This window comes from Ruegeria sp. HKCCA5763 (assembly GCF_013034545.1).
Taxonomy (GTDB): domain Bacteria; phylum Pseudomonadota; class Alphaproteobacteria; order Rhodobacterales; family Rhodobacteraceae; genus Ruegeria.
Genome location: NZ_WQGF01000002.1, coordinates 23,937 through 37,069, shown reverse-complemented (window position 1 = coordinate 37,069; position 13,133 = coordinate 23,937). Strand labels below are relative to the sequence as shown.

The following is a 13,133-nucleotide window of genomic DNA, read 5'->3' as shown; positions in this document are numbered from 1 at the left end:
TTGAATAAGATAATGAAAACAGCACTGGGCCCTTTCGGGGCCCTGTGTCTTTTGTCGGTTGTTTTGACCGCACCGTTGGTTTCGGCACAACAACTCGGCGTACCGCAAGCCAGTGTCGTTACCTTGTCCAGCGAAGAACTGTTTTCCAAGTCGGCCTTCGGTCAGCGTGTGCGGCGAGAGGTCGAAAAAGAAAGTGCCCTGCTTGCGGAGGAAAACGAACGGATTGTGGTTGAGCTCAGCCAGGAAGAAAAAGAACTGACGGAACAGCGCGCGACCTTGCCGGCTGAGGAATTCCGCCCATTGGCCGAGGCTTTTGACACCAAGGTTCAGTCTCATCGCGAAGGCCAGCGCGCAAAGCTGGATGCCTTGGCGCGGCGCAGTGAAGAAGCGCAACAGACCTTTTTCGAGATCGTCCGCCCCATCCTTGTAGACTTGCTGCGCGAATTTGGAGCCAGCGTAATGATCGAACGATCCAATGTGGTCGTCAGCACCACCGACATCACTGACGCAGCCATCGCCCGTATCGACGCTGCAATCGGGGATGGCAGTTCCCTCCAAGAGGGCAACGGCGAATAGGGTTGCTTGCCCTTGGGTTGCTGTATTGCTAACCACGCGGAAAAGAAACATCCAAAACGGGATATCTGATCAATGACCACGGAAACCAAAAGCGCCGACATTCAGCTGATCCAGAGGATCTTGCCACATCGCTATCCGTTTTTGCTGGTCGACAAGGTGGTGGACATCTCGGGCTATCAGTCGGCGCGCGGCATCAAGAACGTGACTATGAACGAGCCGCACTTTCAGGGGCATTTCCCCGGCACACCGATCATGCCGGGCGTCACAATCGTCGAAGCCATGGCTCAGACTGCGGGTGTGATGCTGGGTGTTGGCATGGATGTCATCGATACTGAATTGCTGATCTATTTCATGAGCATCGACAAGTGCAAGTTTCGCCGCAAGGTAGTGCCAGGTGACGTTCTGGAAATGCATGTGGAAACAGTGCGCGGTAAAAAAGGCGGCAAGCTGTTCAAATTCAGCGGTCGGGCCACGGTTGAAGGAGAAGTAGCAGCCGAGGCCGAGTTTTCGGCCTATGTTGATTGGGATATGGAAAAAACAACATGAGTGGAATCCATCCCAGCGCAATTGTTGAAGAGGGCGCTCAGATCGGGCAGGGCTGTACGATTGGTCCATTCTGCTATGTCGGCGCGCAGGTCAAACTGGCGGATCGGGTCGAGCTTAAATCTCATGTGGTTGTGACCGGAGATACATCGGTTGGCGAAGACACCGTCATTTTCAATTTCTCGGTGATTGGTGAAATCCCGCAGGATCTGAAGTTCGGTGGCGAAAACACCCGCCTGGAAATCGGTCAACGTAACCGGATTCGGGAACATGTGACGATTAACACCGGCACCGACGGTGGCGGCGGCGTCACGCGCATCGGGGATGATTGTCTGTTGATGGCAGGCGTTCACGTGGCCCACGACGTGCAGATCGGCAACCGCGTCATCATGGTCAACCACGCAGGGGCAGCTGGTCACTGTATCGTGGAAGACGATGTGATTGTCGGCGGCATTTCAGGGCTGCATCAATGGGTGCGCGTCGGGCGCGGAGCAATCATTGGTGCGCTGACCATGGTGCCCAAGGACGTTATTCCCTACGGTCTGGTGCAGGCCTCACGTGGTGAGCTGGACGGCTTGAACCTTGTAGGTCTGAAACGCAAGGGTGTTTCGCGCGAGGATATCTCGGCGCTGCGCGCGGCCTTCAAGGAACTGTCCGAAGGCGATGGAACCTTTATGGACCGCGCCAGCCGGATCGGCGAAGGCAATGAAAGCGATTACGTGCAGCGGATCGTCGATTTTGTCACCGGCCACAGTGATCGCTCATTCCTGACACCGGGGAAATAAACCCATGCTGGCGTTGATTGCGGGAACAGGGGCATTGCCGACCGAAGTGGTGGCACAGTTGACCGAACGACCTTTGATCTGCGCAATGGAAGGGTTTCTACCTGACGATTTGACGGCGGATATTGTGTTTCCGCTGGAACAGCTGGGTAGCTTCATCGCCGATCTGAAGGCGCGGGGCGTGACGCAGATTTGTCTGGCCGGTGCGGTTCAGCGCCCGCCTATCGACCCAAGCCGCATTGACGCCGCGACGCTACCATTGGTTCCGGTGATCCAAAAGGCAATCATGTCCGGAGATGACGGCGCGTTGCGTGCGGTCATCGGGATTCTTGAAGATGCAGGGCTGCAAATGCGGGCCGCACACGAAATTGCGCCCGGGTTGCTTCCTCCATTGGGCTGTCAGACGGATGCGCAACCCTCCGAGGCCGACATGGCTGATGCGGTCCGTGCTTCAGGTATTCTGCGTGCCATGGGGGCCGCAGATACAGGGCAAGCCTGCGCTGTGTTAAATGGCCAGGCCCTGGCGATTGAAGGGATATTCGGCACCGCTTGGATGCTGAAATCTTTGACCCAACGACCAGATGCGGGCGGAGGAATACTGTTCAAAGGGCCCAAACCCGGTCAGGACCGGCGCGCCGATCTACCGGCCATCGGACCCGATACCGTCACCGATGCGGTTGCGGCCGGGTTGTCTGGAATCGTATTGGAAAAAGGCGGCGTGCTTGTACTGCGGCAAGAGCAGGTCATCGCAGAATGTAACCGTCTGGGTCTGTTCCTATACATCCGCGAGCGGGCGGCCTGATGCGTGTCTTTCTGGTCGCCGGAGAACCTTCGGGCGACCGGCTGGGTGGCGCGTTGATGGCAGGCTTGAAAACTCTGATCCCCGATGTGGAATTTGACGGGGTCGGTGGCCCGCTGATGGAGGCGCAGGGTCTGACCAGCCGGTTTCCCATGTCCGAGCTTTCAGTCATGGGCCTTGTCGAAGTTCTGCCGAAGTTCTTTCACCTCAAGCGCCGAATCTCCGAGACCGCGCAGGCCGTGCTGGATACGAAACCGGATGTGTTGATCACCATCGACAGTCCGGATTTCAGCCTGCGTGTTGCCAAGATTGTAAAGGCCGCAAGCAACATCCGCACAGTTCACTATGTCGCCCCTAGTGTCTGGGCCTGGCGGCCGGGGCGGGCCGATAAGATGGCCAAGGTTATTGACCATGTGCTGGCGCTGCTTCCTTTTGAGCCGCCGTATATGGAACGGGCAGGGATGGAGTGCGATTTTGTCGGTCACCCCGTGGCCAGCGAGCCTGTTGCCACGCCGGAAGAGATCGCCGCGTTTCGGAACCGCTTTGATCTGGGGGATGCGCCGATCTTGTTGGCCTTGCCCGGATCACGTCGGGGCGAGATTGAACGGCTGGCAGAGTCCTTTGGCGGTGCATTGCGGCTGTTTATCGAGGCTCATCCGGGCTACCGCGTGGTGATCCCCACCGTTGGCGCGACAACCGAGCTTGTTAAAGAGCGGGTCGCGGGCTGGCCCGGAGACCCGGTAGTGTTGGACCCGCGCTATGAAGGCGCGGATCAAACGCTTGCCAATAAGCGTTCCGCGTTTGGCGCGGCCAGTTTGGCGCTTGCGGCGTCGGGAACCGTGTCACTTGAGCTTGCTGCGCAGAATACGCCGATGGTCATTGCCTACAAACTCAACTGGCTGACACAGAAGATGGCCGAACGGATGGTCAAACTGGACACCGTAACTCTGGTTAATCTGGTGTCAGATACGCGCGCTGTGCCGGAATGTCTGCTGGATGACTGCGAACCAGCAAAGATCGCCGACGCCTTGCGCAATGTGATCAACGCCCCGGATGCGCAGCAGCTTGCCATGGGTCTGACCATGGACCGATTGGGCCGAAGTGGCGAAGCCCCCGGTTTGCGTGCCGCGCGGGCTGTGTTGGATAGAATGCAGGTCGATTATGCTTGACCATGCGCTGTTCGCGGTGTCTGCCGGGATCGCGATGGTATCCACCAATCTCGACAATTTGGCCGTCTTGTTGGGTCTGATTTTGGTGATGGAACAGCGCCGCGCCATCATTGGCTTTGCGGTTGCTCAAACCCTTGTTCTGACCCTGGCGATGACCGTCGCGCTTGGTCTGAACCAAAGCGGTGTCCCGTTCTGGATCGGGTATCTGGGCATCGTGCCCCTGGTTTTTGGTTTCCGCGGTATCTGGAAACAGTATCGTGACGCCGAAGCGCAGGACACGGATTCCAATGCGGCCGTGACTTCGGTAGTGACGCTTTTCCTAAGTCTTTCGATTGACAGTTTCGCGGTCATGACCCCTCTGCTGGCGGACTCTGCGCCCACTTTTCGCATTGCTGCGCTGGTTGGCGCAGTAGTGGCTGCCACCGGTCTGGTCGCCGTTGCGACGTGGGGTGCGCCCCGCGCCAAAAGCCTCGGCCCTCGCGTCGCACGTCTGGATCGGATCGCGCCGTACATCATGGTCTGTGTTGGTCTCTATATTCTCTTTAATTCGCCCACGGATGTTATGTGACAGATAGAGGATACGCCGTATATCGCATATGTGATCCTTATCCGGGTGGTGCACCGACACGGGGCTGCGATATCCTCGTCGAAAAAGGAGCTTTGCTATGACCCGCATTCCCCCATTGTCGGATCAAGAAATGACCGAAGAGGCACGCGCGTCTCATTCGGCTTTGGGCGCATATGGGCCGTTCGATAATTGGGCTCGTGTTGCGGCCTATTGCCCTTCGATTCTGGAACATGTGACGGGAATGCTGACCACATTGCGCGAACAACAGAATCTGCCCCAGCGCGCGCTTGAACTGGCGATGGTGACGGTATCCAAGCTAAACGCCTGCGACTATTGTGTTTCACATCATACACCGATGCTGACCGTCGCGGGCCTAAGTCCCGAGGGTGCTGCGCGTCTGCCGGACGTTGAGGATCATCCAGAACTGGACGCTTGTGACAAAGCCGTGGTGCGCTATGCAGAGGCCGTGACAACACGATCCGGTCGGATGCGGGACGCCGAAGTATCGGACCTGCGGGAGTGGTTCAGTGATGCGCAGATCGTTGAGCTGACCTGGCGCATCGCCCTTTGTGGAGCGTTCAACCGCTTCAACGATGCCCTTCAGATCCAGATCGAAGCAGAGGTCGAACCGGTCTCAGCCTAATTCGCGGTTGCAAGGATTTCCCTGAAAACCCAACCTTCCAATGTTCCAGACGCAATGGCCACGCTGTCCCCATCATGGTCGATGGCGGACACGGTGATCTGGTCATAGGTCGTCAGGATATTGCATTCATTTGCTGTCGCCAGTTCAGCAAGCTTTGAATGGCGATCCTTTTGCCCGTCGGCACCGAGTTGCAGTTCGATTGAAGACTGAAAATGCGATACCCAATCCGAAGTTTCGCATAAGGCAAATGTGCCGGGGTGAAGGGTATAAATTCCGTCTTCTGGAGGATGAGCAACGCCATTGGCCGCAGTGATGGGGGTGGCATCCGGAGTGTCGTCATACTGATCGTCCAGTGAGTCGAAGAAACCTCGTTGATCTTTTTCCGGTGCTTGGCTGGGATCGTCCGCGATCCGCAAAAGATGGTCGATCGCATCAGGCAGATCGCCATCTTCTTCGACGAGATCAACAGTGAAGCTGGTCTTTCCTCCATCCCATTCCAACTTGGATTTCACTTTGTAGTAATAAAATTTTGCATATGTCGAGTGACGCAGGATTTGGATCTGCTCATCGCTCAACGGAACCCTGATCGTGACGGCTCCGGTGTAGGCGTCAGGTCGAGCGCATCCACCGCAGACGCTTGCAGGGATGGTCAGTATTTCGGTGTCGTATTCATCAAAAAAAGCAAGTCGATCAAAGCTGGCAATAGCCTCGGGATTGGCCTGGTCGAGCATGTCGCTGTCTGCAAGTTTATTCAAAAAATCATGATCGTAAGCGTTCGCAGGTTCGGACCCAAACAGCCCGGCGCCGAACTGTAGCCCCGGGTTGGTTTGAATCAATGCCGACCGGCTCCGGGTGGTCCAACCTGAACCACCACCGTGTATCCCGGTCGTCCTCAAGGCGTAGGCTGACATAGAAATCGCGCCATTGTATTCTTGCCTGCCAGCCGTCTGCTTCATCAAGCAGCGCTTTCAGGGTCCATTCTTCTGCATTCTCAGCCAGCGATATTGCTGGAATAGCCAGGAACAAAATAAGAAAACGGTAGAGTCTAAGCATTGTGTATTCCGGTTAAGGTATTACTTTGAAACCGAAATATCCTGTGCGATCTGCTATTTCAATAACTTGTTCAGTATCCACGCCAGATCCAGCCGCCGCCAAAAATGCGGCTGCCTTCACCTGCATAAAACACACATGCCTGACCCGGTGAAATACCTTCCTCGGGTGTCAGCAGTTCGACCTCGGCTGTGGTGTCGGACAGGGGCCTAACAATCGCCTCACGCGGGGGACGGGTCGAGCGGACTTTGACTGACAGATGCCATTCGTCGCGCGAGGTGAAAGGTTCATCGCCGAGCCAGTTGATCTCGCGTACCGGAACGACACGGGTGGCCAGCATCTCCTTGGGGCCGACAACGACCTGTTTCTTGTCGACGTCCAGTTTGATGACATAAAGCGGCTCAGTCAGGCCGCCGATGCCAAGACCGCGCCGTTGACCGATCGTGTAGTGAAGCACGCCATCATGTTGCGCCAGAACGCGGCCATCCGCGTGAACGATCTCGCCCGGCTCTGCCGCACCGGGACGCAGCTTTTCGATCACGCTGGCATAGTTGCCATTTGGCACAAAGCAAATGTCCTGACTGTCGGGTTTATCCGCAACGGACAACCCGTATTGCGCCGCCATTTCACGCGTTGCGTCCTTGGATGGCAGGTGGCCCAGAGGAAAACGCAGGAAATCCAACTGTTCCGGTGTGGTCGAAAACAGGAAATAAGATTGATCGCGGTTCGCATCCTCGGCGCTGTGCAACTCGGGTCCGTTGGGACCCATCTTGCGTTGGATATAGTGGCCGGTGGCCATGCAGTCGGCCTCAAGATCTTTGGCGGTTTCCAGCAAATCCTTGAACTTCACCCGTTCATTGCAGCGAATGCAGGGCACAGGGGTAGCTCCCGCCAGATAGCTGTCGGCGAATTCGTCGATCACAGCATCTTTGAAGATGTTCTCATAATCCAGAACGTAATGCGGAAAACCACGTTCTTCGGCCACACGACGCGCGTCGTGGATATCGATCCCAGCGCAACACGCGCCTTTCTTGGCCAGCGCCGCTCCGTGGTCATAAAGCTGCAACGTAACCCCCACAACGTCATAGCCCTGATCCGCTAGATAGGCCGCCACAACCGAGCTGTCGACGCCACCCGACATCGCAACGACCACCCGCGTTTCCGAAGGCGGCTTTGCAAAACCAAGCGAGTTCAGCGGGGTCTCGGTATCGAGGGCCATGATCAGTTCCGTTTCGGGTTAAGGAAGACCGCCGGAATATAAGAAAATTCTAAACATTCTCAAGGGGCGGTTTCACGCGCTCTTAAGTAGCCTGATGTCAGCTGTGATGCAGTAAGAAAAGGGTTGAAAGATGTTTTTGCACAAAGTGGAAGGCCCTCGGTCTGTGACATTGCCTGACGGTACCATTCTGACACGCGCTGATCTGCCACCTTCTGATACACGGCGTTGGGTGGCCTCACGCAAGATTTTGGTTGTGCGTGGCGTGCTTTACGGCCTGATCAGCTTGTCTGATGCCAAGAAAAATTACGGGATCAGTGATGAGGAGTTCAATGGCTGGGTGTCTCTTGTTGCGGAACATGGTGCCGAAGCACTGAAAGCCACAGCCTTAAAAAAATATCGACAACCTAAGGGAGAGTGTGAATAACTGATTCAACGGTAACGTCAGATTAACCATTCTTGTTCAGGTTTATTTTTAATTGGAATTGTTGACCGAATTGGAGCAGTAAAAAATGCGCGTACTTCTTGTCGAGGATGATCCGACCACGTCTAAAAGCATTGAGCTCATGCTGACGCATGCAAACCTCAACGTCTATGCAACGGATCTTGGCGAGGAAGGAATCGATCTGGCGAAACTCTATGATTACGATCTAATTTTGCTGGATCTGAACTTGCCGGACATGAACGGGCACGAGGTGCTGCGCCAGTTACGTATCGCACGGGTTGAGACACCGATTCTGATTCTGTCAGGGGCCGATGACACTGAAAGCAAGATCAAAGGCTTTGGTTTTGGAGCGGATGATTACCTGACCAAACCCTTCCACCGCGAAGAACTGGTAGCGCGTATTCACGCCATTATCCGCCGGTCGAAGGGGCATTCGCAGTCCATCATTCACACCGGTCGGGTTGCGGTAAACCTGGATGCCAAAACCGTTGAGGTGGACGGAAAGACTGTTCATCTGACCGGCAAGGAATATCAAATGCTTGAACTGCTTAGCTTGCGTAAGGGCACGACCCTTACCAAAGAGATGTTCCTGAATCACCTCTATGGCGGCATGGATGAACCTGAACTGAAGATCATCGACGTGTTCATCTGCAAACTGCGCAAAAAGCTCAGCAATGCGACCGGCGGCGAGAATTATATCGAAACCGTCTGGGGGCGCGGCTATGTGCTGCGCGATCCGCAAAGCAATACTCTCGACGAGACGCGGATGGCTGTCGGTCTCTGATTGGAACCACCCGTGCCGCTGGTGGTCCAGGGCGGCACTTTACACTCACGGCTCAGCACGTCTGGACCTGGCCATGGCCTCGCCCTATCACTGAGGTCCAAGAACGCGTGACAGGGCGAGGCCATGAGCAACTCCATTTCCATATCTGATCTGACCGAAGACCAAGCGCGCGCCGAATTGGCGCGCCTTGCGGCTGTGCTGTCTCGGGCAAACACGCTGTATCATGGGACAGACGCGCCTGAAATTTCGGATGCGGAATACGATGCGTTGAAGCGCCGAAACTCTGAGATTGAGGCGCGATTCCCCAACCTCAAACGTGATGACAGCCCGTCGGACCAAGTCGGCGCCAAGGCAGCGGACGGGTTTTCGAAGGTAACGCATGCTGTTCGTATGATGTCGCTGGGCAATGCCTTCGATGACGAGGACGTGGCCGATTTTGACAGATCGATTCGAAAGTACCTGGGTCTGGGCTCCGATGAGCCATTGTCTTTCACGGCTGAACCAAAGATTGACGGTCTGTCGCTGTCCTTGCGCTATGAAAACGGCCAACTTGTTCAGGCCGCGACGCGAGGGGACGGTGAGGTCGGCGAGAATGTGACGGCGAATGCGCGTACCGTCTCGGATATTCCTCAGCAGTTGAATGGCGCGCTCGAAGTGCTTGAGGTCCGTGGCGAGGTCTATATGTCTCATGCCGATTTCGAGGCGCTGAATGCGCGGCAAGCAGAACGAGGTGGAAAGCCCTTTGCCAATCCACGTAACGCAGCGGCCGGGTCTTTACGGCAAATAGATGCGGAAATCACGCGATCCCGACCCCTAAAGTTTTTTGCCTATGCGTGGGGTGAGGTGTCCGAACCCTTGGCAGACACACAATTGGGTGCGATTGAGCGACTGCAATCTCTTGGGTTTTCGACAAATACACTGACGCGCCTATGTCAGACGACCCAAGAGATGATCGCGCACTATCGGGAAATCGAGGCGCAACGGTCCACCTTGGGATATGACATTGACGGGGTTGTCTACAAGGTCAACAATTTGTCGCTTCAGGCGCGTTTGGGGTTTCGCTCTACTACGCCGCGATGGGCAATTGCGCATAAGTTCCCCGCCGAACTGGCCTGGACGAGGCTAGAGGCAATCGACATTCAAGTTGGCCGCACTGGTGCGCTCAGCCCCGTGGCCCGTTTGCATCCAGTGACAGTTGGCGGCGTTGTGGTTTCGAATGCCACTTTGCATAACGAAGACTACATTGCCGGGCGCGATGCCAAGGGCAGTACGATCCGAGAAGGCAAGGATATACGTGTCGGGGACTGGGTACAGGTTTATCGCGCGGGTGACGTGATCCCGAAAGTTGCCGATGTCGATCTGACCAAACGCCCTGAGAACACTGAGACATTTCCGTTTCCGCAAGAATGTCCTGAATGCGGTAGTGCGGCTATTCGCGAGGAAGGCGATGCCGTGCGCCGCTGTACGGGCGGTTTGATTTGTCCGGCGCAAGCGGTAGAAAAATTAAAACATTTTGTGTCTCGCAAGGCGTTTGATATCGAAGGCCTGGGCGCAAAACAGATTGAAATGTTTTACGATGACCCGGTCCTTCCGATTAACACCCCTGCTGACATCTTCACATTGGAACAGCGCGACAACGGTAATCTGGCCCGGTTGAAAAACCGGGATGGATGGGGCGAGACCTCGGCCGGAAATCTGTTTGCTGCGATTGACGAAAAACGCAAAATTCCATTTGCGCGCCTACTGTTTGCCTTGGGTATTCGGCATGTGGGCGAAGTTGGCGCGCGCGATTTGGCGTTGTATTACCGTGAGTGGGATGCCATGGCGCAGGCGTTGGATGCTGCTCGCCCGGCGGCTTTGGCGCAGCGGCAAGCCGATGAGGCCGAAGATGCGGAACGAGCGACAGCGGCGACCGAGGGCCGTCGTGCCCGCGTCAAGGAAGTGCGTGATGCGGCTATCGCAACGGCCTGCGTTTCTTCAGAGGCCAATGCAGCCTGGGCTGATCTGATCGGGATTGATGGGATCGGCGCGACGCTTGGCCTTTCCCTTTCAGATGCTTTTGCAAATGAGGAAGAGAGGCGCGCATTTGATACGCTACGACAGGAGTTGACCGTCATTGCTCCGGATGCACCCGCATCGGACAGCCCGGTGGCAGGAAAAACCGTGGTGTTTACCGGGACGCTGGAAAAGATGACGCGAGCTGAAGCTAAGGCTCGGGCCGAGGCATTGGGTGCGAAAGTTTCGGGATCTGTCAGCAAGAAAACTGATATTTTGGTTGCAGGACCGGGTGCCGGATCGAAAGCCAAAAAGGCCGCAGAACTGGGTATCGAAACCTTGGACGAGGATGGCTGGTTGCAGCTGATCGAAGGCGCATGAGCGGACGGCCGGAACAGCTTTTTCCGCTTTTTGCGGATTTGGAGACGCTCGATGGTGTCGGTCCCAAAACCGCGCAAGTCATGGCGCAGACCGGCGTGGAAAGTCCGCGCGATGTTTTGTTTGGTTTGCCCTACGCAGTGGTTGACCGTCGTAGGCGTGATACGATCCAAGGCGCTGATTTGCCTTCCACGTTGACAGTTGAGGTCACTGTGGGCACGCATCGCCCGCCACGCAGTAAGGGTGGGGCCTATCGTGTTCATGTCGAAGACAGTCAGGCCGATTTTCAGTTGGTCTTCTTTCATGCGCGCGGAGATTATCTGAAAAAGGTGCTGCCTGAGGGATCGCGCCGGGTGATTTCCGGTAAGTTGGAATTGTTCGACGGTATGGCCCAAATGGTGCATCCGGATCATATGCTGCCAGTAGAAAAGGCCCGAGAGATCCCGGAATTTGAACCTGTTTACCATCTGACACAAGGGCTGACCCAGAAAACCGCGTTCAAGGCCAGTCGCAGCGCGTTGGCGCGGGCGCCTGAGCTTGAGGAATGGATCGACCCCGCTCAGGTGGCGCAACAAAATTGGCCGGATTGGGCTTCAGCCATTCGCGCCGGTCACAATCCGCAGGGGGCAGATGATGTCGCTCCCTTTGCACCCGCGCGGCAGCGTTTGGCCTATGACGAATTATTTGCGCATCAGTTGACCCTGGCATTGGCCCGCCAACGGGAACGTAAATCTCGTGGAATTGTTAGTGTCGCGACCGGGAGGTTGCAATCCAAGGTGTTGGCCAGCCTTCCTTATCATCCGACCGGGGCCCAAAGCCGCGCGATCGAAGAGATCGCGGCGGATATGGCTTCGGACGCTCGGATGAACCGTCTACTTCAGGGCGATGTGGGTGCAGGCAAGACCCTGGTGGCTTTCATGGCGCTTTTGATCGCTGTTGAAGCAGGCGGGCAGGGTGTGATGATGGCCCCGACCGAGATACTGGCGCGCCAACATCTGGAAGGGTTGCGCCCGCTGGCCGAAGAGGCCGGGGTGGTTTTGGAACTGCTCACGGGGCGAGATAAGGGTGCTGAGCGTCGTGCCAAGCTTGAGGCGCTGAAACAAGGTAGTATTCAGATACTGGTCGGCACCCATGCGGTGTTTCAAAGTGACGTGGAGTTCAAGGCTCTGCGCTTGGCCATCGTCGATGAACAGCACCGCTTTGGTGTTCGGCAACGGATGGAACTGTCGGAAAAAGGGCAGGGTGCCGACGTTCTGGTGATGACGGCAACTCCAATCCCGCGAAGCCTGGCGCTTGCGCAATATGGGGATATGGATGTCTCGGTTCTGGACGAAAAACCGCCCGGGCGAAAACCGATCAAAACGGCGATTGTCAGCACGCAGCGTATGGATGAGGTCGTGTCGCATCTTCGCCGCGCGATTGAAGAGGGGCGACAGTGTTACTGGGTCTGTCCATTGGTTGATGAATCCGAGGTTTCAGACCTGACCGCTGCCGAAGAACGGTTCAAACGTCTGCGCGCTATTCTGGGGGAAGGCGTTGTGGGGCTGGTCCATGGGCAGATGCCGCTCACTGACAAAGACGCGGCGATGAGCGCGTTTCAGAACGGTGACACCAAGGTTCTGGTGGCGACAACTGTGATCGAGGTTGGGGTCAATGTTCCCAACGCCACGATCATGGTGATTGAACGGGCCGAGATTTTCGGGCTTGCGCAGTTACACCAATTGCGAGGGCGTGTGGGGCGTGGCGACGCGGACTCAACCTGCCTGCTAATGTACCAACCGCCGCTCAGCGAAGGTGGGCGCAGACGGCTGGAGGTTTTGCGGGAAACCGAGGATGGGTTCCGCATTTCCGAAACCGATCTTGAGATGCGCGGGGCCGGGGATCTGATCGGGACCGCACAATCCGGCCTTCCTAAGTTCCATATCGCCGATCTTGAACGTCAGGCCGGATTGATGGCTGTCGCCCAATCAGATGCGCGCGCATTGCTGAATACAGACCCGAAACTGACGTCGGAACGGGGCCGTGCCGCGCGTGTTCTTTTGTGGTTGATGAAACAAGATCAGGCTATCCGTTTAATTTCAGTGGGTTAGGTGACGTGTTCTAAAAAGTTCACAAATGTTCTTAAAAAGTTCTTTACCGACTCGGGTAAATATGAGAACAAAAGGTCAACAAAGGATTAAAGCTC

The 13,133-nt window shown here is 56.2% G+C and carries 13 protein-coding genes; 11 read left to right on the top strand and 2 right to left on the bottom strand.

Going from position 1 to position 13,133, the window contains the following annotated elements; genetic code table 11:
• The first annotated feature begins 12 nt into the window (after positions 1–12).
• The 7 genes from GOV89_RS04545 (at position 13) to GOV89_RS04515 (ending at position 5,080) form a co-directional block, all read left to right on the top strand.
• Positions 13–576, top strand: coding sequence for an OmpH family outer membrane protein (locus GOV89_RS04545; RefSeq protein ID WP_253284429.1), 564 nt, complete (start codon positions 13–15; stop codon positions 574–576).
• A 72-nt stretch (positions 577–648) separates the two neighbouring features.
• Positions 649–1,122 carry a 3-hydroxyacyl-ACP dehydratase FabZ gene (gene fabZ, locus GOV89_RS04540; protein ID WP_050602398.1) on the top strand — a complete coding sequence of 158 codons (474 nt, stop codon included), beginning with the start codon at positions 649–651 and terminating at the stop codon, positions 1,120–1,122.
• A complete protein-coding gene (gene lpxA / locus GOV89_RS04535) occupies positions 1,119–1,904 on the top strand; it encodes an acyl-ACP--UDP-N-acetylglucosamine O-acyltransferase (protein ID WP_171173915.1) in 786 nt (261 codons plus the stop codon). Before fabZ ends, lpxA begins: the two co-directional genes overlap by 4 nt.
• 4 nt (positions 1,905–1,908) lie before the next feature.
• Positions 1,909–2,703: an LpxI family protein gene (locus GOV89_RS04530; RefSeq protein ID WP_171237609.1), complete on the top strand. Its 795-nt coding sequence runs from the start codon at positions 1,909–1,911 to the stop codon at positions 2,701–2,703.
• Positions 2,703–3,869, top strand: a complete 1,167-nt coding sequence (lpxB, locus tag GOV89_RS04525; protein ID WP_171173920.1) for a lipid-A-disaccharide synthase — start codon at positions 2,703–2,705, stop codon at positions 3,867–3,869. The genes GOV89_RS04530 and lpxB overlap by 1 nt, the downstream gene beginning before the upstream one ends.
• Positions 3,862–4,437 (top strand): hypothetical protein, encoded by a 576-nt coding sequence (locus GOV89_RS04520; protein ID WP_171237608.1) that lies wholly within the window; start codon positions 3,862–3,864, stop codon positions 4,435–4,437. The genes lpxB and GOV89_RS04520 overlap by 8 nt, the downstream gene beginning before the upstream one ends.
• Positions 4,438–4,534: 97 nt before the next feature.
• On the top strand, positions 4,535–5,080 hold the full coding sequence (locus tag GOV89_RS04515; RefSeq protein ID WP_171173922.1) for a carboxymuconolactone decarboxylase family protein: 546 nt from the start codon (positions 4,535–4,537) through the stop codon (positions 5,078–5,080).
• Here the strand turns inward: GOV89_RS04515 and GOV89_RS04510 are convergent.
• Positions 5,077–6,036, bottom strand: a complete 960-nt coding sequence (locus GOV89_RS04510; RefSeq protein WP_171237607.1) for a hypothetical protein — start codon at positions 6,034–6,036, stop codon at positions 5,077–5,079. The two genes, GOV89_RS04515 and GOV89_RS04510, sit on opposite strands and share 4 nt — an antisense overlap.
• A gap of 167 nt (positions 6,037–6,203) precedes the next feature.
• Complete coding sequence (gene mnmA, locus GOV89_RS04505; RefSeq protein ID WP_171237606.1) at positions 6,204–7,349, bottom strand: tRNA 2-thiouridine(34) synthase MnmA; 1,146 nt, start codon at positions 7,347–7,349, stop codon at positions 6,204–6,206.
• A gap of 130 nt (positions 7,350–7,479) precedes the next feature.
• Here mnmA and GOV89_RS04500 point away from each other — a divergent pair, with 130 nt between their 5' ends.
• The 4 genes from GOV89_RS04500 (at position 7,480) to recG (ending at position 13,038) form a co-directional block, all read left to right on the top strand.
• Positions 7,480–7,773, top strand: a complete 294-nt coding sequence (locus GOV89_RS04500) for a DUF1153 domain-containing protein (RefSeq protein ID WP_171234311.1) — start codon at positions 7,480–7,482, stop codon at positions 7,771–7,773.
• A gap of 85 nt (positions 7,774–7,858) precedes the next feature.
• A complete protein-coding gene (ctrA, locus tag GOV89_RS04495) occupies positions 7,859–8,575 on the top strand; it encodes a response regulator transcription factor CtrA (RefSeq protein WP_171234310.1) in 717 nt (238 codons plus the stop codon).
• Positions 8,576–8,698: 123 nt separating this feature from the next.
• Complete coding sequence (ligA, locus tag GOV89_RS04490; protein ID WP_171234309.1) at positions 8,699–10,951, top strand: NAD-dependent DNA ligase LigA; 2,253 nt, start codon at positions 8,699–8,701, stop codon at positions 10,949–10,951.
• Complete coding sequence (recG, locus tag GOV89_RS04485; RefSeq protein ID WP_171237605.1) at positions 10,948–13,038, top strand: ATP-dependent DNA helicase RecG; 2,091 nt, start codon at positions 10,948–10,950, stop codon at positions 13,036–13,038. The genes ligA and recG overlap by 4 nt, the downstream gene beginning before the upstream one ends.
• Positions 13,039–13,133 lie beyond the last annotated feature (95 nt).

What these genes read in the sequence shown, in the direction of transcription:
- GOV89_RS04545 (WP_253284429.1), top strand. Translation starts at nt 13, where the DNA reads ATGAAAACAGCACTGGGCCCTTTCGGGGCCCTGTGTCTTTTGTCGGTT.
- fabZ (WP_050602398.1), top strand. Translation starts at nt 649, where the DNA reads ATGACCACGGAAACCAAAAGCGCCGACATTCAGCTGATCCAGAGGATC.
- lpxA (WP_171173915.1), top strand. Translation starts at nt 1,119, where the DNA reads ATGAGTGGAATCCATCCCAGCGCAATTGTTGAAGAGGGCGCTCAGATC.
- GOV89_RS04530 (WP_171237609.1), top strand. Translation starts at nt 1,909, where the DNA reads ATGCTGGCGTTGATTGCGGGAACAGGGGCATTGCCGACCGAAGTGGTG.
- lpxB (WP_171173920.1), top strand. Translation starts at nt 2,703, where the DNA reads ATGCGTGTCTTTCTGGTCGCCGGAGAACCTTCGGGCGACCGGCTGGGT.
- GOV89_RS04520 (WP_171237608.1), top strand. Translation starts at nt 3,862, where the DNA reads ATGCTTGACCATGCGCTGTTCGCGGTGTCTGCCGGGATCGCGATGGTA.
- GOV89_RS04515 (WP_171173922.1), top strand. Translation starts at nt 4,535, where the DNA reads ATGACCCGCATTCCCCCATTGTCGGATCAAGAAATGACCGAAGAGGCA.
- GOV89_RS04510 (WP_171237607.1), bottom strand. Translation starts at nt 6,036, where the DNA reads ATGAAGCAGACGGCTGGCAGGCAAGAATACAATGGCGCGATTTCTATG.
- mnmA (WP_171237606.1), bottom strand. Translation starts at nt 7,349, where the DNA reads ATGGCCCTCGATACCGAGACCCCGCTGAACTCGCTTGGTTTTGCAAAG.
- GOV89_RS04500 (WP_171234311.1), top strand. Translation starts at nt 7,480, where the DNA reads ATGTTTTTGCACAAAGTGGAAGGCCCTCGGTCTGTGACATTGCCTGAC.
- ctrA (WP_171234310.1), top strand. Translation starts at nt 7,859, where the DNA reads ATGCGCGTACTTCTTGTCGAGGATGATCCGACCACGTCTAAAAGCATT.
- ligA (WP_171234309.1), top strand. Translation starts at nt 8,699, where the DNA reads ATGAGCAACTCCATTTCCATATCTGATCTGACCGAAGACCAAGCGCGC.
- recG (WP_171237605.1), top strand. Translation starts at nt 10,948, where the DNA reads ATGAGCGGACGGCCGGAACAGCTTTTTCCGCTTTTTGCGGATTTGGAG.